This window comes from Candidatus Viridilinea mediisalina (assembly GCF_002532535.1).
Classification (GTDB): Bacteria; Chloroflexota; Chloroflexia; order Chloroflexales; family Chloroflexaceae; genus Viridilinea; species Viridilinea mediisalina.
This window is the reverse complement of record NZ_NQWI01000089.1, coordinates 1-20091: the sequence shown is the minus strand read 5'-3', so window position 1 is coordinate 20091 and position 20091 is coordinate 1. Positions and strand designations below refer to the sequence as shown.

Here is a 20091-nt window from a genome sequence, read left to right as displayed (position 1 = left end):
GCCTCCTCGCCTCCTCGCCTCCTCGCCTCCTCGCCTCCTCGCCTCCTCGCCTCCTCGCCTCCTCGCCTCCTCGCCTCACCCCACGCGCACCAGCGCCAACTCAAACATCCCCACATACCAGCGGCGCTGGGCGCGGTAGGCCAGCCGCTCAAGGCCCAGCGCACGCAAGGCAAAGCGGATAGCACGACGGCTCACCTTGCGGCTTACAAAGCGCCCGGCCTGCAACTGCTCCTCGCGTAGATCACGCACCTGAAAGCCCAACGCTTCACACAAGTGTACCAATTGTGCATAGTGAAAATAGTGCATCTCACTGAGGCGTTGCATATCACGAAAGGCGACGCCCGCCTTGGTGCGCCCACGCCAAGCAATGAGCAATTCGGCCAGCGGGCGCGGCAACCAGTTGATTGCGGGCATGTGGTAGTGGGGATCGATCCATGCGCGGCGGTTGATCGCGGTGAGCAGCACAACACCACCGGGCCGCACCACGCGGGCGAGTTCACACAGAACCTGCTGCGGATCGCGCACATGTTCCAAGACATCCCACGCGGTTACCGCATCAAACCCCGCCGTCGGCAGCGGCAGCGCCTCGCCCGCCGTATTGAGAATCGGCAGCGTCAGGCCATAGCGGGCGGCACGCAGCGCAATAATCTGGCAATAGGCCGGATTATACTCCGCAGCCGTTACCTTGGCACCCGCGAGCGCCGCTGCGACGGCAAAGCCACCCATGCCCGCGCCAAGATCAAGCAGGCGCAACCCGCCAAGCGGCCCCGCCGCATCCCGCAGCATACCCAGCCGCTCACGTTGGTACTGCTCCTGATTGATACGCCGCTCACGCCACTGCGCATAGTCGCGCCGCCAGGTCATATGTTGCAGCCAAGGTTCAATGGCCGCTTCGAGAGTTGTGTATAGCATAGGTTACAAAACCTTACGAAGGGGGCAATAGCCACTACTCATCAACGCGATAGAGCGGATGGAGCGCATCCAACCAAACGACCACCCCTCCTCCACCGTGAGAAAATCGCAAGGATACCCCGCCAAGGGCAGCGCCCGTAGCACTACCGCTGTGAGCGGTAGGACCGCGAAGGCCAGCGCTTGGATAGCAAGCCACCAGCGCCAGAGCAACGGATCAAAGAAGCTGACCAGATCGCGCAACCATGAGAGCAACGGCGTAGGATCATAACTCCACCACAGCACCAACAGGCTGACAAGCAACGTCGCTAGGCCCACAGCCTGCTCTTGCCGCATGCCAAGCAGCAGCAAGCCACACGCCCCAACCAGCGACAGGCCCGTAAAGATCGCCCAGAGCAGCAGCGGTGGTCAACGCCAGCCCTCTACCGTAGAAGGTATTGGCCTTAAAACAGACTCCAAAGCTGCTGGTTGGTCACCTCATGGTGGAACTGAACCTCGGCGCGCTTGATGACGGTGCCCAAGCGACGCGGGCAGCGTTCAGCAGAGGCGAGTTTGGTTTCGATAAAGCGCTGTTTCACCGCTGCGCCAAAGAGGGTGGTGGTGTATGCGCTGCTGCGGAAGTGTTCAATTGCGTCGAAGATATTATCGGGCAGGATTTCAAGGCCGCTAGGGGTGCGGTTGCGCCCGCTGCCCTGGAGTCCACTGTGCAAGAGGGCGTAGATTGCCATGTAGGGGTTGGCATCCGGTGCGATTGAGCGCACCTCGATGCGTGCCGATTTGGCATTGAAGATCGGAATCCGAATCATCGAGCTCCGATCACTGGCGGAGGATTTGATCTGATTAGGCGCCTCGTAGTTGGGATCAAGCCGCCGGTAGGCGTTCACGCTTGGATTGAGAATCAGACAGAGATCTTGCCCTACCTCCAAAATGTTGTTGACAAACTGCCAGCCAAAGGCCGAGAGTTCATCTTTGCAAGTGGCATCGTAGAAGAGGTTGGTGCCATCGCGCATGACGGAGAGATTGGTGTGCATGCCACTTCCATTCACGCCGGTGACCGGCTTGGGCAGGAAGCTGGCGGTCATGTCGAGGCGATGGGCCAGTTGGCGGCAGATGAGCTTATAGAGCAGTACCTGATCGGCGGCAATCGTCGCCTCGGCGTAGGAGTAGTTCATCTCAAACTGAGACGGGGCCACTTCGGGGTGATCCTTCTCGTTATTGAAAGCCATGGCTCGCTGTACCTCAGCGGCGCTATCAATAAACATGCGAAGCGGATCATTGGGCAGGGTATGGTAGTAGCCACCCGTACTCACCAACTCAAAGCGGTCGGTCTCGCGGAAACGCTGTTCGGCGCTCCGCCCTTTGAAGAGAAAACCTTCGATCTCATTGGCCGCATTACAGACCAAGCCATCACGCTCGTAGAGTTGCTGGGTCAAGGCTTTGAGGCGGGCGCGCATATCAGCCCCGTAGGGTGTGCCATCGCGCTCTAGCACATCGCCAAAGACGAGCACCTTGCCGGGACCAAAGACATCAGAAGGCAGCCAATAGAAGGCCGACCAATCCACAGCCAGCCGTAGGTCGCTCTCGGTCTGGCGCGAGAAGCCGCGAATCGAGGAGCCATCAAAGGTGAGATTCGTATCAGACGAGAGCAGGAACTTCTTATCATAATCGAGCATATGCAAGCGCCCCTCAAGGTCGGCAAAGCAGACCGAGACGGCCTTAATGCGGCGCTCATCGGTAAGGTAGCGTGTGCGCTCTTCACGCAACTGCTCCAGCGGGACGCGGTCCGAGCGCTGCTGCTTGACCGCCAGATTCAGTTCTTCCAACTCGTCGTAGGTGATCTCCAAGAAATCGCGCAATGAAGCGGACATAGGTGTAGAGGCTCCTCTGTTGTTAGGAAAGTAGGAAGTAGGAAAGTAGGAAGTAGGCATCAGACTTCACAGGTTTAGCAGACCTGTGAGGTCTCAGTGAGGTTTCACGAAAAGAACGCAAAGGAACGCAACAAAACTGCGCTGCCTTAATCTGCAATCTGCAATCTGCAATCTGCAATCTGCAATCTGCAATCTGCAATCTGCAATCTGCAATCTGCAATCTGCAATCTGCAATCTACAATCGTACATGGTATAACATCGCCATCGCTACTGCATCAGAACCTTTTCTGGCTGCCAATAGGCACCGGAGCGGCGTATGATTGCTAGGAGGCGCCCATCGGGGCCATGGGCGCGGGCTTGATCGCCAGGAAGCGGAGGTAGGCTAACGGCCATACCATTGGCCACGCGCCGGGCTAGGGCTTCGTCAAGGTGGGCAGCGGGCCATGCAGCCAAGATATATTCGGGGGGCAACAACGCTTCAGCCAACCGTTCTGGACGGGCTTGGAGGGTGGCTAGGTTCAGCGCAGCTTCGATATAAAATGGCTCAACAAAGGTGCGCGTCAGCGCAGCGAGGTGGGCACCACAGCCCAGGGCGCTGCCAATATCGCGGGCGAGGCTACGGATGTAGGTGCCTTTGCCACAGACAACGTCGATCTTCAGGAGATCTGCGGCTTCGCGCTGCCAGGTAAGCTGCTCGACCAGCACAGGGCGTGGCGTAGGCTCAACCGTTTGACCACTCCGCGCCAGCACATAGAGGCGTCGGCCCCCTTGGCGCAGCGCCGCGTAGCGTGGGGGCGTCTGGATAATCTCGCCGCGCAGCGGCGCAACCGCAGCCTCAAGTTCGGCATCGGTAAACGGGGGAACCGGGCGCGTTTCGAGGATGGCTCCTTCAGTATCATCGGTAGCGGTGGTGCTACCCAGGCGCACCAAGCCCTGGTAGCCCTTACGGGCCGCAGCGAGGTACTCAATCAGGCGGGTGGCCGAACCCAACGCCATGGGTAAGACGCCCACCGCTGCGGGATCGAGTGTCCCAGCGTGCCCCACCTTTACCCCTCGGCCCACAAGGCGGCGTACTTGGGCCACCACATCGTGCGAGGTGAGACCACTGGGCTTATTGATATTGAGAAAACCGTGCATAGTACCATTTCAGATTGTAGATTGTAGATTGTTGATTGTCGAATTAGGCAAACGGAAGAACGCCGGTGCCAACGCGCTATGGCGTTGACCTCCGGCGTCATGAACCCCGTAGGATTCTTTTGGTCGGGGCGGAGGGATTTGAACCCACGACCCCCGCGTCCCAAACGCGGTGCTCTACCGGGCTGAGCCACGCCCCGACTGCGCTAAGGGTAGCAGCAAGCGGGCGGAATGTCAAGGGGAAATCTGCTCCAGCCTGAAATACCATTTCAGATTGTAGATTGCAGATTGCAGATTGCCGAACATGGCGTCTCAATGAGCTTTAGCCATGTTCAACGGTAAATTGGGCTTATACCAATTACCCTTGAACATACCGCATGCCTAATGATATTCAAGCGCATTGGTACGCTATGTCCGGCTATCAGCTATCGGCTATCGGCTATCGGCTATCGAATTTGGTATTACACCGCTTGGCTTACCGCAATCAAGCGTTCCAAGCGATCATAGGCATGGCCTGCGGCGAGGCTCTGGCGCGCTAGGGCGAGCCCTTCAGCGAAGTCGTGGGCCTTATAGCCTGCAACGAGCGCAGCGGCGGCGTTGAGCAAAACAACATCACGGCGGGGGCCGTCGTCGCTGCCATTGAGAATGTGGCGCACAATCGTCACATTGGTGGCCACATCGCCACCACGCAGAGCTTCAGGCGGGGCGGATGGGAGGCCGAGTTGCTTGGGGTGCAGTTCGCTCCATTCGGGCGGCTGATCGGCGCGTACCCGAAAGATCAGGTTGGGGCCACTGAGGCTCAATTCATCCACACCGCTATCGCCATGCACCACCAGCGCATGGACAATCCGCATGCGACTGAGGGCATGGGCGAGCTTTTCGGCCAGTGCAACCGTAGGCACACCGAGAACCTGGTGTTGGGCGCGAGCCGGATTGGTGAGTGGGCCAAGTAGGTTGAAGACGGTACGAATGCCAATTTCGCGGCGCACTGGCCCCACAAAGCGCATCGCGGGGTGAAACTGGGGGGCAAACATAAAACCAAGCCCCACCTCACGCAGACAGCGGGCCACTCCGGCGGCATCAAGGTCAATCTTGACCCCCAGCCCTTCAAGCACATCGGCGCTGCCGCAGCGGCTCGACATAGCCCGATTGCCATGCTTGGCCACCACAAGCCCCGCCCCGGCAGCAACAAAGGCCGCAGCGGTACTAATATTGAAGCTATGGGAACTATCGCCACCAGTGCCACATGTATCGGTAACCGGCCCATCAAACTCAACCGGGGTGGCCTTCTGGCGCATCACCTCAGCCATACCGGCAATCTCCGCATCGCTTTCACCCTTCAAATGGAAAGCCGTGAGCAACGCAGCGATCTGGGCGGGGGTGGCCCCACCGCTCATGATGCTCTCCATCACAGCGGCGGCCTCGTGCTGTTCTAGGTCACGTCCGGCGACAATCTGGCTTAGGGCTTCACGAATCTCCATGCATCCTCCGAGAGGTAGATTGAGGTACAGAGTATTCACCACAGAGGCTCAGAGGACACAGAGGTTTTGATGTTGGGAGTCATGCGCCTGTGAGGATGTGTGCGTCCTCGCGTCCTCGCGTCCTCGCGTCCTCGCGTCCTCGCGTCCTCGCGTCCTCGCGTCCTCGCAAACGGTAAAGTCGCCACGAATCTCCCTTACGATCCAACCGCCTCATAGAGCGCGGCGCGGGCCAGGGCGGGAATGGCGCTCGCCACATCGGCCCGCAGGATGACGCTGGCCATAGGATCGAGGTAGGTCGGCTCAAAATTGACGATGATCACCTTGGTGCCACGGCGGGTAGCGAAGAGGGGCAGGTCGCAGACGGGCGCAACTTCGAGGGCCGTGCCCGCCACAATGAGCAGGTCGCACTGTTCAATGGCTTGATGGGCCAGCCAGAAGATGCCTGGGGGCAAAATTTCGTCGAAGAGGACAACATCGGGTTTGAAGGTGCCGCCGCAGTTGCAGCGCGGGGCGCGCCCACTGCGAATATTGGGCAGCAGCGGCTTAGTGGGCACCTGGCGGTCACAATCGGGGCAGGTGGCACTACGCAGATGCCCGTGCAATTCAAAGACGCGGCGTGATCCGGCTTGCTGATGGAGGCCATCAATATTTTGGGTAACAATTGCATTGAGCTTCCCGGCAGCCTCAAGCTCGGCGAGGGCGAGGTGGGCCGGGTTTGGTTGGGCCGTAAGGATGGGATCGAGGAGACCATTCAACCAAGCATAGAAATGATCGGGATTGCGCCGGAAGCTCCGCAATGAAGCCACTTCAGAGGGATCGCTCTTGGCCCACAGGCCATCGGGGCTACGGAAATCGGGAATACCAGAGGGGCGACTAAAGCCAGCTCCGGTTAGCGCAACAATACGACACGCCTGCGCTACGAGTTCTGCTGCGTGTTCGAGGTGTGCGCTTGCGCTCATAGGGAAGCTCCTTTCAATGCGTGGACCCCTTAGAGGCTGTCTGAAAAGTCTATGGTTTTGCGTTGGAGTGCCGGCTTCAGCCGGCTAACGCCGGCACTCCAGCGTGTGCCCCCGGCTTTTCAGACAGCTTCTTAGTTACCTCCTGCTTGGGGGCTTAACAGACGCAAGGCCGTGGTAATACCGGGATCATTCGCTTCACTAAAGTGGGTCCAATCTTCGGGTAGCGCAAGATCGGGCTGTACCCCAACATCTTCAAGATCACGTCCATCAGGCAGGATGAAACCCTCCTGAGCCACCCAGAGCCGTCCGCCGCCGGTGAGTTCGTAGGAATAGATGGTTTCGGTGTTACCTGCGGTTGGCATTCCGAGTACCATCGCACCAGCCTGGCTTTGTAGGATTGCAGCAATAAGTTCAGCATATGAGGCTGTACGTTGATCTACGAGAACTACCAGCGGAATGCCGCGCATATCGGGGTCAGCAATGGAGGCAATGTTGAGTTCAATTGCACCGTGGCGGCTCGTAAAAGCTCCAACTTCACCCAGGGTAAAATGGCTCAACACGCCTTGCATCACGCTGCGCCAGCCCCCAGGATTACTGCGTAGGTCAATGATCATGCCGCGTAACGGTTGTGCTTCAAGCAGGTCGGCAAGTGCAGCACCAACCTGTTTGTCCATATCACTCACCCAGAGGGTGGTAATCTTGAGGTAGCCTATCTCTCCCGGCAAGCGCTGTGCCAACGGGGTAATCTGGCCCTCGATGCGGGCACGGGTAAGCACAATATCGCGGTTCGGCTCATCGGGGCGCACGACCGTCAGGCGTACTTCGCTGCCTTCGCGCCCTTCGAGGCTACCCATGCGGTAGAAGTTACCATTGATCGCCACGATGCGGTCACGTGGTTGCAGACCGGCTCGGGCAGCGGGGCCACCAGGAAAGACTTGCTGAAGCAGCAACCCATCGCCAAAGTCGCGGTAGATCGCGCCAATCCCAACCTGCTCTTCACGGCCACTACTGAGGATATCCTGACGTTCGGCGGCCTGGGGCGGCAAAAAGCGCGAATGTTGATCGTCGAGGCGCGCAACCAGCGCTTCGATCTCTTGGTAGAAGCGTTCATCACTCGTTGCTTGCTCGATGCGTGGTTCAAACTCTTCGCGCACCGCTCCCCAATCTACACCCCCGAAATCGGTGTAGAGATAGTTAGTATTGATGATCTGCCAAACTTCATAAAAGATTTGCTGGCGCAGACCGAGATCAAGCTCAGGCGGATCTGGAGCCTCAATGTAGATCGAAGAGGCAACGGTAACGACCGTTGTAGGGGTTACTTCAAACGTAGGGGGCGCTGGGGTCATTGTGGCCAATGCAGGCTGAGTTGGTTCAGCGCTTGGCGGCAGCACGGTGGGGCTCACACTTACCCCCGCTGTCGGCGTTAGCGCAGGGGTGGGGGCCAGCGGAGCCGGTTCAACCGTGGCCAACGCAACCAGCGTTGGCTCAAGGAGTTGGGCAGGTGCAGCCGGGGCTGATCCAGCACAACCAACCAAGCAGAGAACCACAAGGCTTCCAATGACAACACATAATACCCTGTTCATCTGTTTTCTCTTTACCTGCGCTCTGTTCATCTGTTCATCTGTTCAGATATTCATCTGTCCATCTGTTCATCTGTTCATCTGTCCATCTGTTCATCTGTTCAGATATTCATCTGTCCATCTGTTCATCTGCGCTCTACTCTGTGGCAAAAGCGGCCCCTAGTACCCGTCCGGCCAATTCAGCGCCGACGCTGCTCCCTTCGCCGCCACTTTCAACCATAACAGCAACCGCGAAGCGGGGCGCCTCAAGGGGGGCTAGGGCAATGAACCAAGCGTGGGGGCGGGCACCCGGCACATGCTCGGCGGTGCCCGATTTGCCCCCAACCGTAACCCCAGCCGGGGTAAAATTATCTACACTACTCCCAAAGCCATAGGCAGCAACTGCTCCCATATGTTGTACCATAATCCGTGCCGTATTGGTATCCATCGTGCGCCGGATCGGGCGAGGCACATGGCTGGTAATCTGCCCACCATCGGGGCGGGTGATGCGCTGCACAAGGTAGGGTTGCATCATCACGCCCTCATTGCCAATTGCGGCGGTCAGCAGCGCCATGTGCAGCGGGGTCACCAACAGTTGACCTTGGCCATAGCCGGTATCGGCGAGGGCACGCGGCATATTGAGGAAGCCCGGTTCGACATAGAGCAGGCTCTGGGCTGTGGGTAGCTCACGAAAGCCAGCGTAGTTGGTCGTCCCCCGTTGTGGCGGCAGAATATCGAAGCGGCGGGCGATCTCGCTCATCCGCTCTGGGCCGAGGCGCAGCGCATACTGGGCAAACGCAGTATTGCATGAATAGGCAAAGACCCGCTCAAGGTCGCTTGGGTCGCCAGTTAAACCTGCCAGATTGGGGACAGCATTGACAATTGGGGGTGCATCGGGCTGGGGCAAGAAGGTGTTGGGGCAGGTAATCGTATCAGGCTGACCCTCAGCCGCATACTCAAGCGCCGCAATCGCCGTCAGGCTCTTAAAGGTCGAACCGGGCGGATAGAGTCCTTGGGTGGCCCGGTTCACTAAGGGCTGTTGCGAGCCATCGGCAATGAGTTGTTGCCAATACTGGCTCACCCGCAGATTCTCGGCCTCCCAACTGGCAGCAGCGGGGTTAAAGGTAAGGCCACGCGGATCGAAGCTCGGCTGACTCACGAGGGCCAAGATCGCGCCAGTACGTGGATCGAGTACCACGACAGAACCAACCCGTCCCCCCAGGGCTGCGCTGGCAGCCGCCTGAAGGTCGGCATTGAGCGTGAGCGTCAGATCATTACCCTGGGGCGTGCCACCAACCAGACGTTCGCGCAGCCGTTCCAACTCATTGCCGCGTTCGCCAGTGAGGTAGGTATTATAGAACGACTCCAACCCACTCTGGCCGTAGCGTGTGCTAAAAAAGCCCAGCACATGGCCAAAGATGGCGGGATCGTAGCGTTCGGCAATAGGATAGGTGCGGTGGGCAAAGCCTTGAACGCTGGTACGATCGGCCAGCAGGGTGCCCTTGCGATCAAACATACGTCCGCGCAAAATACGTTGCGAATTGATAACAGGGCGCACATTACTGGTCGTACTGCCATCGGCGGCCACGGCAACATGGTGGTAGATCGTATCGGCATAGAGTACCTGCTGGCGCAGCAGTTGGAGGCTGAGTAGCGCAAAGCCGATCAAGATCACCAGGCCAATATTACCAACGTTGCGTGCCAAGCTAGGCACAGTGGGCGGTACCGTCAGCCAAGCCGCCACCCCCAGCAGGGGTGCTGCGGCCCACAGGAAGAGCAGCCAACGACCCTCTGCCTCAATCGGCTGGAAGATGCCCACTGCGATGAGCCCAACCGCAACGAGTAATGCGCTTGTGCGTAGGAGTACACGCACGTTCATAATGAATACTTTCAGCGGTACCTATCACATGATGGAGAGGATACGGTTCATGCAATCAAGATGACGGACAAAGCCCGCAATGCGGGCTTTGTCCGTCATCTTGATTGCATGCATAGTCGGGCTTTCGCACCTCTCAGCAACAATCAACTCAACTCACCAAGATTACAATCGGTACTACTAGTACCGCCGCAATCAGCAGGAGCAAGCCAATCAGTTTCACCTGTTCCATGCTACGCCGCCGTCCAAGTTCAGCCCGCGCATCGGGCGCATAGGGCACATTGGGCTGTTCAGCCATCAGAATAAGTCCTAAAGCACCAGGGTTCTTGAGCAGTGTGCGCCAAATCGTCGTAATGAGCTCACGCGTCGTGACGAGTGGTGGAGCCCAGTAGGCTTCATCTGCATGAATCTGCTTCCCGGTCAAGGCACAGCGCACATCGCCATTCACCGTCGTGGGCGGCTGCTCATGCTTCGGCTCGGTCTCCGGGCTAGTCAGTTGGGCTGGCATGGTTTGTTCCTCCTCAATGGGTGATCTGGCGCTGCGAACCCTGGGCAGCTAGGTTGGTTGTACATCTGCCTCGTCATGGAGGAATGAAGGAGCGACTCCCCTGAGAAGCTGTCTGAAAAGCCGGGGGGCACACGCTGGAGTACCGGCTTTAGCCGGCACTCCAACGCCAACCCTTTCAGATAGCCTCCGAGACCTCACAGATCAAACCAACCTGTGAGGTTCAGTTTACAATGCGTGGTTCTTCTGTTCTTCTGTTCTTCTGTTCTTCCGTTCTTCCGTTCTTCCGTTCCTCTGTTCTTCCGTTCTTCCCTACGCAATCTTGCGGACAAAACGCTCCACCCGTTCAAGCGCCTCTTCGATCTTATCCATAGCCGTGGCATAACAGGCGCGTACATAACCCGCGCCACTCGGCCCGAAGGCGTCACCCGGAATGACCGCCACCTGTTCCTCTTTAAGCAGTTGATCGCAGAATTGATCGCTCGTGAAACCCAAGTGCCCTACGTAAGGGAAGGCATAGAAGGCCCCTTTGGGTTCAAAGGTGGGCAACCCAATGCTGTTAAAGCCGTGGACAATCACCTGACGGCGGCGGTCATACTCGGCAACCATCGCTTGCACACTCGCCTCGCCATGCTCAAGGGCGGCAAGGGCCGCGTGCTGGCTCATGGTTGGGGCCGACATAATGGCATACTGGTGAACCTTACGCACCGCCTCGGCAATGTCGGGGGGCGCAGCCATCCAACCAAGACGCCAACCGGTCATCGCATAGCTCTTCGAGAAGCCGCCCAAAAGAACGGTGCGTGACTTCATGCCGGGCAGGGTTGCAAAACAGGTATGGGACATACCATACACGAGTCGGTCGTAGATTTCGTCCGAGATCACAATCAGGTCGTGGCGCTCGGCCACCGCAGCCACTTCCTGCATCAGTTCAGGTGTCTGCACTGCACCAGTGGGGTTGTTGGGGTAGCCAATCAGCATTGCCCGCGTACGGGACGTAACCATCGACTCAAGGGCTGCCCCAGTCACCTGGAACTGATCCTCGACCCGTGTCGGCACATAGACCGGACGGGCATCGGCGAACTGCACACATGCGGGATAGGCGACAAAACAGGGTTCCGGGATCAAGACCTCATCACTGGGGTTGAGCAGCGCAAGGGCGGTGCTGAGCATGCCTTCACTCACCCCCACCGTGATCAACAACTCCTCTTCAGGATCATACTCTAGGCCATAATGACGGCGTAGATGGTTGGCCACAGCGACGCGCAACTCGAGCATACCTGCGTTGGATGTATACGCAGTGGTCAGGTCAATTGAACGCTGGCCAACGGAACGAATCTCAGGTGGAGTTATAAAGTCAGGCTCACCAACTCCAAGTGAGATCACATTGGGCATTGTCGCTGCAATGTCGAAGAAACGACGAATGCCTGACGGAGGGATACTGCGGACACGGCGTGAAATTCGTTCGGGGGCCATGAGTCGCTCCTGGTGCATACGAGGCACCTACAAGGTTGGGGGTGGTTCATGACGAGGGTTACATCTCATGGTAAGCTGGAACCACCCTCTATCCATCTTACCATGGGTTATAGATCGGTATCTATAGCACAAAGGGGTGACCCTAGTCCTATGTTGCAAGGACTAGTACGTCACCCTATCGTAGGGGTATGAGTTACGGAAACGCGGGCGCTCCGTTCTCTCACTTCAATCTCGGTTACTCTGGAGGTTGACGGATAAGTTGGATGAAGCGGTAACCATACTGGACAAACGAGATGCTAAAGGGCACCATTGCCGCAAGGAGTACCGGGTAACCACTACGCGGCCCGTCGGCGGCATAGAGTAGCGCAGCCGCCGTGAGCAGAACCGTGGTCAATTTGCCCGCACTGGCCGCAGCCGTGACCTGATCACGACGCTTAATGACCACGATGGCTGCAAGCAGGATACTTATATCACGAAAAATCAGCAAGCCGGTTGCCCACCAAGGAAACCCACGGGTTTGCGAAAGGATAACCGCTGCGCCATCAAGCAGCAATTTATCGGCAATGGGATCGAGCACTTCACCCAATTGCGAGACTTCCCCACGAGCGCGCGCCAAGGGGCCATCAATTGCATCAGTGAGCATGGTTAGTGCCAAACAGATCATTGCTGCCCGCCGTCGCTCCGGTTGACGTAGTAGTATCAGGGTAATTGGCACAAGTGTCAAGCGGCTCATCGAGAGAATGTTGGATGGGTAGCGCAACTCGTGCATTTTTACCAGATCTCGCAGGCGCATAGTTCCCTCTAGTACTGCTGCGGCGGATAGGGCGTCCCATAACCCATCTGCGCTTGACCCTGCATCTGGATCATCTTTTGGCCCAAGAGATGCCCAAAGACGGCTTGGGCGTAGGGTAGCGTGAAGATAATCCCAATAACGATGGCGCCCCCAGCCTGGCCAATCAGACCACAGAGTATGTAGAGCAACCAGAGTACAAACCAACCACCCAGGTCGCCGCGTACCAACGCGATAACTTCACTCACATTGAGGGCCGCCCCCAGGCTGCTGGTCTGCAAGTAACGCGCTGTTCCAGCGAGAATAAGCGGTTGGACAATGAGCGCAAGGATGAAGATCAGTGGGAAGAGGCAGAAGAAGATGCTCACTACCCCAAGGGCGGCACCCTCATCACCACCAACTAGACCACCAAAGATGGGGAAGCAGGAAAAGAGCAAGGTAATTGCGATAACCGGAATATTATAAAAGAGCCCAATGATCACACCATAGAAGCCCAAACTCAACTTCTCCATGAAGTTGTCCCATTTGGGAAGTGGACTGGGGTTGCCATTGGCTACATTCCGTGCCGCCTCGAGCGCATAGCCCGCGATCATCAACCAGCCAATGATCGGTATAAAGATCAAGACACCGCAGATGAGAATACTTGTGGCCCACTGTGAATCCTCGAATGGATAGGAGAAGGCTTTGCCGAGATCCATGGTTCGCTCCTTTAACTAGGGAGTAGGAAATGAGGAGATAGGAAATAGTTATTGTTGTACCGCTAGCCGCGATTGCTTCTTCTCTCCATACACATGACGCTGAAACTTGCCATTTTGTCGCAGGAATTTCCCATGAATCGCTAACTTCCTACCTTAGAGGCTGGTTTCAGAAACGCGCTTTTAGCTTTACCGTCGTAGTGCCGACTTTAGTCGGCATCCGAGGGCTGCCTGCGACCTCAGCCGACTAAAGTCGGCACTACCTATGGCGCAAATTATGGCAAGGCAATCACCACCTTGGTTGGCACGCTCCCATCAAAAACTCTGTGCCCTCTGTGCCTCTGTGGTGTAAATCAAGTTCGCCTCCCCACCTCACGTTCAGCCGCCACATAGAGCTGCACCACCACCAGATGAGCATACGTAATGGCCGAACAGCAGAGCCAGAGTAGCCCAAGCAATGCGAGGATTGGTGCCTGGACACTACTGAGCCATAGCCCAAGGCCCAAAACTGCTACCGCCGGCAGGTAGGCCAGCAACGAGGTGAGCCGTGCGCGTAAGAAGATGGTGCGTGCCTGCTGATGCAACGCCCAACGCAACGTCTCGCCACTCAAAGCCTCCTCAATGCGTCCCTCATCGGCAAAGCGTAGGCGGCCCACTGGCGCAACGCTGAGCATAAATAGTACCACGAGCATGCAAGCGAGGAGTGCGGCAGCGAGCAGAAAGACCAACAGCAGACCCTCTGGGCCGCCCAAGGCGAGGGCGAGGGCGAAACCGCTGCAGAAGGCCAAGATACTGACAATCAAGCATGGCAGGATAAAGAAGGTAAAATCGATCACGAGGGCAAAGACCCCAGCGAGGTAGCGTGTACTCAGATCAGTCCAGGGCGGCAACGGGGTGGGATAGCCACGTTTACTATTGTCGTAGCTCTCGATGATAAAGCCCGCCGCAAGGGGCAAGCCAAAGAACGTACTCGCAAGCGCCCCGTAGCCCAAGCAGTGCAACCACCAACGCGGATCGCGGTGAACCGTCCGCAGCGCCTCGCGCAGGCTCAATGCTCCGCTTGATCCGCCCGGACTATTCAAGCCTGCTCTCCCTGAAGGTAGCGCCGCATGAGATCGAGCGCCAGCGTTGCAACAAAATCCCAACCCTCGGGCAGTCGCAGATCGTAGCGCCGCGTCACTTGGCGCACCAAGCCATCGGGCGTCACCAGCGCCACACACACCGCCGTAAGCCCACTCGGATCGGGGCTGCTCACGGGCTGTGCGCCAAGGCCCAACTCGGCCCGCCAGCGCCCAAGCACATTGGTCGCCCCGGCATGGGCCAAAGCCACAGCCGCATCCTCATCAGCCGCCTGATCCAGAGGGTGAACCACCACCCCAGCGATTGCGTCGGCACCGCCCCGCACCGCCGTCATGGCCCGAAAGATGGGGGCAACTGGCGTCGCTTCATGCAGAGCGAGGCTTAGGTTGCGCTGCGCCAAAAGCTTCACCACCGTCGCAGCGAGCGGTTCAGCACCAACGAGGTTGGCACCAAGCCGCTCGGCTAACGTACTGCTCGTCGCCGTGAGTAGCGCCTCTGCTTCCGTGTAGGTCTCGGCACGCACGCTCATACGTAGTTCATAACGGGCCTGTTTTGCCGAAATGCCAACCTTGGGATTCTCCTGGTTCATCAGATCGGCAATCAGTTCGCCAATCATACTCTCGCTCAACCCGGTCGCGTGCAGCGTTTTGACCAGAATAACCGTGGTGATTCCCCGCTCTTCCCGTAGATAGGGAATGAGGGCATGCTCACAGAGGTAGCGCATCTCATAGGGCACGCCGGGCAGCACCACTACGGTACCAGCCTCATCCTCCACAATAAAGCCGGGCGCAGTCCCACGCGGATTTTCGATAACGCGCGCCCCAGCGGGCACATACGCCTGACGCCGATTACTCTCCGGCATCTCGCGCTTCATCGCGGCAAAGCGGGCCGCAATCTGCTCAAGCAGTGCCGCGTGAAATTCTAGCGGACGCCCCAAGGCCAAAGCAACCCCCTCGCGGGTCACATCATCCAGGGTCGGCCCCAAGCCACCCATACAAATAACCAGATCGGCCCGCCCCAAGCCCTCGCGCACCGCTGCCGCAATCTGCTCAGGATCATCACCCACCAGCGTTACGCGCCCCACCCCAAGCCCGCAAGCGGTCAACTGGCGCGACACATAGGCGCTGTTGGTATCCACCGTGGTACCCAACAACAACTCGGCACCGATGGCAATGATTTCTGCGTTCATGGTGTTTCTACTTGGTTTAGGGGTGTGGGGGTTTCCCCATTTTTGTTCCGTGTTGGCGGCTTCGCCGCCAACACGGAACAAAAAAGTTTGCTTGGGGGAGGCGAAGCCTCCCCCAAACCCCCGCCGGGGGCTAAAACAACAGGTCGTCTTGAGGTGGCGGCGGGGGCTTGGCCCGTTCAGCCAAATGGCGGCGATACTCATCCCAGAGGGTCTGCTCGTGGGTTGCGGCGGCGCGCTTACCGGCTTCGATGGCGCTACGCAGGCGTTCGCGCAACGGCGGGCCACTGGGCTTGCTGCTGTCTGCAACGAGGCCCAAGCGTAGCTCTTCGCTGGTGCGCTGGTTGATCAGGTAGATCGCGCCTGCGCCCACAGCCGAGCCGAGCAGGAGGCCAAGGGTGAAGCGGGTCGAGGAGTTCTTGGAGCGTCGGTTGGCTTCGTTACGCAATGCCTGAATGATCTGTAGCGTCGCTTGGCGCTCACTCGCCAACGCATCAAGCGTACTGGCCCGCTCGGACTGAATGGCCTCACTGAAGCGTAATGCCGCTTCCGCCAGCGCATCCCTCTCCAGGTTCATACGTTCCTCTTGACTTCTTCTGTGGCGCGTTCAATGAATGCACCGACAGCGATGGGGCCGAGATCTTCGCCTGAGCGCGTACGCACAGCGACCGCTCCCGCCTCTTGCTCTTTGTTGCCGATTATAAGCATGTAGGGAATCTTCTGCAACTGGGCGCGCCGGATTTTGCCCTGCATGCGGTCACGGTTGAGGTCCAATTCGACCCGTAACCCCGCCGCTTTCAGTTGCTCACACACCTGTTCCGCATAGGGCACATGCTTGTCGGTAATGGGGATGATCATGGCTTGCACTGGTGCCAACCAGAGCGGGAACGCGCCTGCGTAGTGTTCGATCAGCACCCCCAGGAAGCGCTCGATGCTGCCCATCAAGGCCCGGTGTACCATGTAGGGGCGATGAGCTTGGTTGTCTTCGCCCACATACTCAAGCCCGAAGCGTTCAGGCAGGTTAAAATCGAACTGGATCGTACTTAGTTGCCACTCGCGCCCCAGTGCATCATAGACCTTGAGGTCAATCTTGGGCCCATAGAAGGCCCCGCCGCCCTCATCTACCTGGTAGGGCAAACCATGGGTCTGGACAGCCCGCTCCAACGCAGCGGTGGCCCGCTCCCAATCTTCAACCGCGCCCACATACTTTTCGGGGCGAGTTGAGAGGTAGGCGGTAAAATCGCTGAGCCCAAACGAGCGCAAGACATAGAGCGAGAACTCAAGCGCACGGCCAATCTCCTCTTCCACCTGATCGGGGCGGCAGAAGATATGGGCATCGTCTTGGGTAAAACCGCGCACCCGCGTGAGGCCGTGCAGCGCCCCGCTCAACTCATAGCGATAGACGGTTCCATACTCCGCATAGCGCCGTGGCAGGTCACGGTAGGAGCGCATATGGCTCTGGAAGATCTTGATGTGGAACGGGCAGTTCATCGGCTTGGGGTAGTAGTGTTCACCATCAACATCCATCGGCGCATACATGCTCTCTTGGTAGAACTCCAAGTGGCCCGACGTCTCCCATAGATGAGCGCGGCCCAAATGGGGCGAAAAGACCCACTCATAGCCCGCTTTGAGGTGTGCTTGGCGGCTAAAATCTTCAGCAATCACCCGAATCATGGCCCCTTTGGGATGCCAGAGGATCAAGCCCGGCCCAACTTCTTCAGAGATACTGTAGAGGTCGAGTTCCTTGCCCAAGCGCCGATGGTCGCGCTTCTTGGCCTCCTCAAGCCGCCAGAGGTATTGGTCGAGTTCGCTCTGATTATGCCAAGCGGTGCCATAGACCCGTTGCAACTGGGGATTCTGCTCATTGCCGCGCCAGTAGGCTCCAGCGATGCTCATGAGCTTAAAGCCAGCGGGATCAATCTGGCCGGTATGTTCCAGATGGGGGCCACGGCAGAGATCTTCAAACGTATCGTGCTTATAGGTCGAAATAACGGTCGTTTCCGCCTCTGCCTGCACCTCACCATACTCATCGGCCCCACTCGCCAGCCCCGCGATCAACTCAAGCTTGTAGGGCTGATCGGCAAAAAGTTCGCGGGCCTCAGCAGCACTCACCACCCGGTAGTGAAAAGGGTGATTCCCGCCAATAATGCGGCGCATACGCGTCTCGATTTCACCCAAATCATCGGGCGTAAGTGAGCGGGGCAGGTCAAAATCGTAGTAAAAACCATGTTCAACCGGAGGGCCAATCGCAATCTTGCCTTCAGGAAAGAGCTCAAGCACCGCCTGAGCCATCACATGGGCCAGTGAATGGCGTAGTCGGTAGTAGGGATCGCGCTGCGGGTCGGCGGGCATAGCATAACCTCTGTAGCTTCAACGCAAAACGCCCCTGTCCATACGAGGGACGAAGGGCCGCTGCAAGGTGATGGGGGTTATGGTACACGCCAGCGGGCTTGGCGTCAAGTTGACAAACAGCCCCCCTGCGTGTATCCTCGCGCCTGATGGCAGCGGCATCCTCCTCAGTTTCGCGTGTACGCCGTGCTGCCGCAGCGCGTGCCGCCCTTGATCGCGTCCGTGGCCACTCCACGCTTGCTGGAGCGCCCAGAGCGCAAGCCCCCGCTACGCAAACTGCGGCGGGGCGTTCGGCGTTGTCGCAGGATACCAAGGTGCGCTGGTGGCGCCATGCGACTCTGGTCTGCTTTGTGGCACTTGTGCTGCTCGGCCAGGTGGTTGCGTTGCGTTTCGATTGGTTCAGCGAAGCGCCAGCCTTGGCTCACGAAGCTGCACCAAGCAGTGAACCAGCCCTTGGGGGCTGCCATGATGAATCGGCCTTGAACGGAGCAGCGGTAGCGAGCGACTGCCCCGGTGAGGTGCCCATCATGGCCTTTAGTCTGGCTACACCGCGCCTGCCCGCAGCCCAGCCCGAACCCGATGCCCCTGTGCTGCAACGGCCCCTTGAGGTGCCCGATGCCTTTTTGAGCTACCATGTGCTAACGGCTAATCAGACCCTTGGTGCTGTCGCCCAACACTACGATCTGCCGCTGGAAACCCTGATCTGGGCCAACTACCTTGACTACGGCGACGCACTGATGGTTGGCCAAACCCTGCGTATCCCGCGCGCCCCCGGGCTCAGCCATCGCGTAGCCCCCGGTGAGACGTTAGGCCAATTGGCTGAACGCTTCTCTGTGGCCCCCGAAGCGATTGCGACCTACCCGCCCAATGGCTTGGGTGACGACCTGCGCCTACACGTTGGCAGTGAGCTCTTTGTGCCCAATGGCACCCGCCCATGGCCCGCTGAGTGGCTGGAGATCAAGGGGGGGCTCGAGGGCTTGGCCCGCTGGGGCCCTGAGCCAGCCGGGGTGATTTTGGCCAATCAGACCAACCTACGCAACGGGCCAAGCACCGAGCATGTGCGCGTGCTTCAACTCGACGCAGGCCGCCAATTAGCATTGCGCGCACGCCATAAGGATTGGCTGCTTGTCGCTTTCGGCACCACGCGGGCATGGGTGCGTCAAGACCTACTCGAAATCAATCCCGCCGAAGTTGCCGCCCTGCCCGAAAGCAACGACTTCCCCCCCCCGCCGCCGCGCTGGGTCTGGCCCGCCCGTGGCGCTATTACCTCCGGCTTTGGCCCGCGCTGGGGCGGCTTCCACGACGGCATTGACATCGCCAACCGCGCATGGACTCCCATTGTTGCCGCCCGCTCCGGGCGCGTCTCGGAAGCGGGCTGGTGTCGCGGCTACGGCTACTGCGTCAAAATCATGCACGGCGGCGGCGTCATGACCACCTACGGCCACCTGATCACCCGGCCCATCGTGAGCGTTGGCGACCAAGTCGAAGCCGGGCAACTGATTGGCCACATGGGCAGCACCTTTGACCGCGCTGGCGGCGGCTTCTCAACCGGCGTCCACCTCCATTTCTCGATCAAGATCAACGGGCGGGCGGTTGATCCGTTGCGTTTTTTGCCCTGAGACATGGTTCATAGTTACTTTACAGTTTGGTCTCCGATGGAGTGCCGACTTATGGTCTTCCAGTAAATAATCCGCTAACCAGACCTCGCAGATCTGGCATATCTATCAGGTCTAGTCCGTGCCGCGACACCGGATTAATTTCTGGAAGACCATTAGTCGGCTGAGGTCTTTGGCAGCGATGGGAAGCCGACTAACGTCGGCTCTCCCTACGGCGCAAACAGGAGCGTTCCTACGAACCTTCGCTCAGGGTGGCCAAGCAACGGGGCAACCAATTCCCTAAAGTACCCTGAAACCACCCCTTAGCGACGTTGCAGCTTTGCGCGAGCTTATTTGCTACGGTATTGAGGCTAGGGGCGTCCCGGTGGTGCTCCTGGTGGTTCTGGACGTGGTGGTTCTGGACGTGGTGCTGGTTCGGCTGGTGGCCCCGGATCCGGTGGTGCGGGCTCGGCTGGCGGTGGTGCGGGCGGTGCGGGCGCGGGCGGCGCGGGCTCCACTGGTGGCGCGGGCGCGGGCGGCGGCGCGGGCGGTGCGGGCTCGGCTGGCGGTGGTGCGGGCGGTGCGGGCGCGGGCGGCGCGGGCTCCACTGGTGGCGCGGGCGCGGGCGGCGG

The 20091-nt window shown here is 58.8% G+C and carries 18 protein-coding genes and 1 tRNA gene; 2 read left to right on the top strand and 17 right to left on the bottom strand.

The features are described from left to right. Window positions 1–75 precede the first annotated feature (75 nt). The 17 genes from CJ255_RS15895 to thrS all read right to left on the bottom strand — a co-directional run bounded on the left by CJ255_RS15895 (window position 76) and on the right by thrS (window position 17867). Entirely contained in the window at window positions 76–912 is an 837-nt protein-coding gene (locus CJ255_RS15895) for a class I SAM-dependent methyltransferase (RefSeq protein WP_097645079.1), read from the bottom strand. A gap of 3 nt (window positions 913–915) precedes the next feature. After that, entirely contained in the window at window positions 916–1245 is a 330-nt protein-coding gene (locus tag CJ255_RS15890; RefSeq protein WP_124681971.1) for a hypothetical protein, read from the bottom strand. A 107-nt stretch (window positions 1246–1352) separates the two neighbouring features. Continuing rightward, window positions 1353–2777, bottom strand: a complete 1425-nt coding sequence (locus CJ255_RS15885; protein WP_097645077.1) for a glutamine synthetase family protein — start codon at window positions 2775–2777, stop codon at window positions 1353–1355. Window positions 2778–3044: 267 nt separating this feature from the next. After that, window positions 3045–3914 carry a tRNA pseudouridine(55) synthase TruB gene (gene truB / locus CJ255_RS15875; RefSeq protein WP_097645076.1) on the bottom strand — a complete coding sequence of 290 codons (870 nt, stop codon included), beginning with the start codon at window positions 3912–3914 and terminating at the stop codon, window positions 3045–3047. A 120-nt stretch (window positions 3915–4034) separates the two neighbouring features. Beyond that, a tRNA-Pro gene (locus CJ255_RS15870) sits at window positions 4035–4111 on the bottom strand. A 261-nt stretch (window positions 4112–4372) separates the two neighbouring features. Further along, window positions 4373–5392, bottom strand: coding sequence for an anthranilate phosphoribosyltransferase (gene trpD, locus CJ255_RS15865; RefSeq protein WP_097645075.1), 1020 nt, complete (start codon window positions 5390–5392; stop codon window positions 4373–4375). Window positions 5393–5586: 194 nt separating this feature from the next. Then, a complete protein-coding gene (locus tag CJ255_RS15860) occupies window positions 5587–6351 on the bottom strand; it encodes an SIR2 family NAD-dependent protein deacylase (RefSeq protein ID WP_097645074.1) in 765 nt (254 codons plus the stop codon). Window positions 6352–6482: 131 nt separating this feature from the next. After that, window positions 6483–7934, bottom strand: coding sequence for a S41 family peptidase (locus CJ255_RS15855; protein WP_097645073.1), 1452 nt, complete (start codon window positions 7932–7934; stop codon window positions 6483–6485). A 133-nt stretch (window positions 7935–8067) separates the two neighbouring features. Beyond that, on the bottom strand, window positions 8068–9789 hold the full coding sequence (locus CJ255_RS15850) for a peptidoglycan D,D-transpeptidase FtsI family protein (RefSeq protein ID WP_097645072.1): 1722 nt from the start codon (window positions 9787–9789) through the stop codon (window positions 8068–8070). Window positions 9790–9937: 148 nt separating this feature from the next. Next, the gene (locus tag CJ255_RS15845; protein WP_245863486.1) at window positions 9938–10294 is read right to left on the bottom strand and encodes a hypothetical protein; all 357 of its coding nucleotides are present in this window, start codon (window positions 10292–10294) and stop codon (window positions 9938–9940) included. Between the two features lie 309 nt (window positions 10295–10603). Continuing rightward, window positions 10604–11782 (bottom strand): pyridoxal phosphate-dependent aminotransferase, encoded by a 1179-nt coding sequence (locus tag CJ255_RS15840; protein WP_245863483.1) that lies wholly within the window; start codon window positions 11780–11782, stop codon window positions 10604–10606. 217 nt (window positions 11783–11999) lie between these two features. Beyond that, window positions 12000–12557, bottom strand: coding sequence for a CDP-alcohol phosphatidyltransferase family protein (locus CJ255_RS15835; RefSeq protein ID WP_097645070.1), 558 nt, complete (start codon window positions 12555–12557; stop codon window positions 12000–12002). A gap of 8 nt (window positions 12558–12565) precedes the next feature. Then, complete coding sequence (locus CJ255_RS15830) at window positions 12566–13252, bottom strand: DUF4013 domain-containing protein (RefSeq protein WP_097645069.1); 687 nt, start codon at window positions 13250–13252, stop codon at window positions 12566–12568. A gap of 350 nt (window positions 13253–13602) precedes the next feature. Beyond that, entirely contained in the window at window positions 13603–14331 is a 729-nt protein-coding gene (locus CJ255_RS15825; RefSeq protein WP_245863480.1) for a DUF4013 domain-containing protein, read from the bottom strand. Beyond that, window positions 14328–15518 (bottom strand): competence/damage-inducible protein A, encoded by a 1191-nt coding sequence (locus CJ255_RS15820; protein ID WP_097645067.1) that lies wholly within the window; start codon window positions 15516–15518, stop codon window positions 14328–14330. The genes CJ255_RS15825 and CJ255_RS15820 overlap by 4 nt, the downstream gene beginning before the upstream one ends. Window positions 15519–15648: 130 nt before the next feature. Beyond that, complete coding sequence (locus CJ255_RS15815; RefSeq protein ID WP_097645066.1) at window positions 15649–16092, bottom strand: hypothetical protein; 444 nt, start codon at window positions 16090–16092, stop codon at window positions 15649–15651. After that, complete coding sequence (gene thrS, locus CJ255_RS15810; protein ID WP_097645065.1) at window positions 16089–17867, bottom strand: threonine--tRNA ligase; 1779 nt, start codon at window positions 17865–17867, stop codon at window positions 16089–16091. Before thrS ends, CJ255_RS15815 begins: the two co-directional genes overlap by 4 nt. Before the next feature lie 146 nt (window positions 17868–18013). Here thrS and CJ255_RS15805 point away from each other — a divergent pair, with 146 nt between their 5' ends. Next, window positions 18014–19483, top strand: coding sequence for a LysM peptidoglycan-binding domain-containing M23 family metallopeptidase (locus CJ255_RS15805; RefSeq protein ID WP_097645064.1), 1470 nt, complete (start codon window positions 18014–18016; stop codon window positions 19481–19483). Window positions 19484–19868: 385 nt separating this feature from the next. Further along, window positions 19869–20091, top strand: a 223-nt coding sequence (locus CJ255_RS23200) for a hypothetical protein (protein WP_217352463.1), incomplete at its 3' end; no start/stop codon positions are given.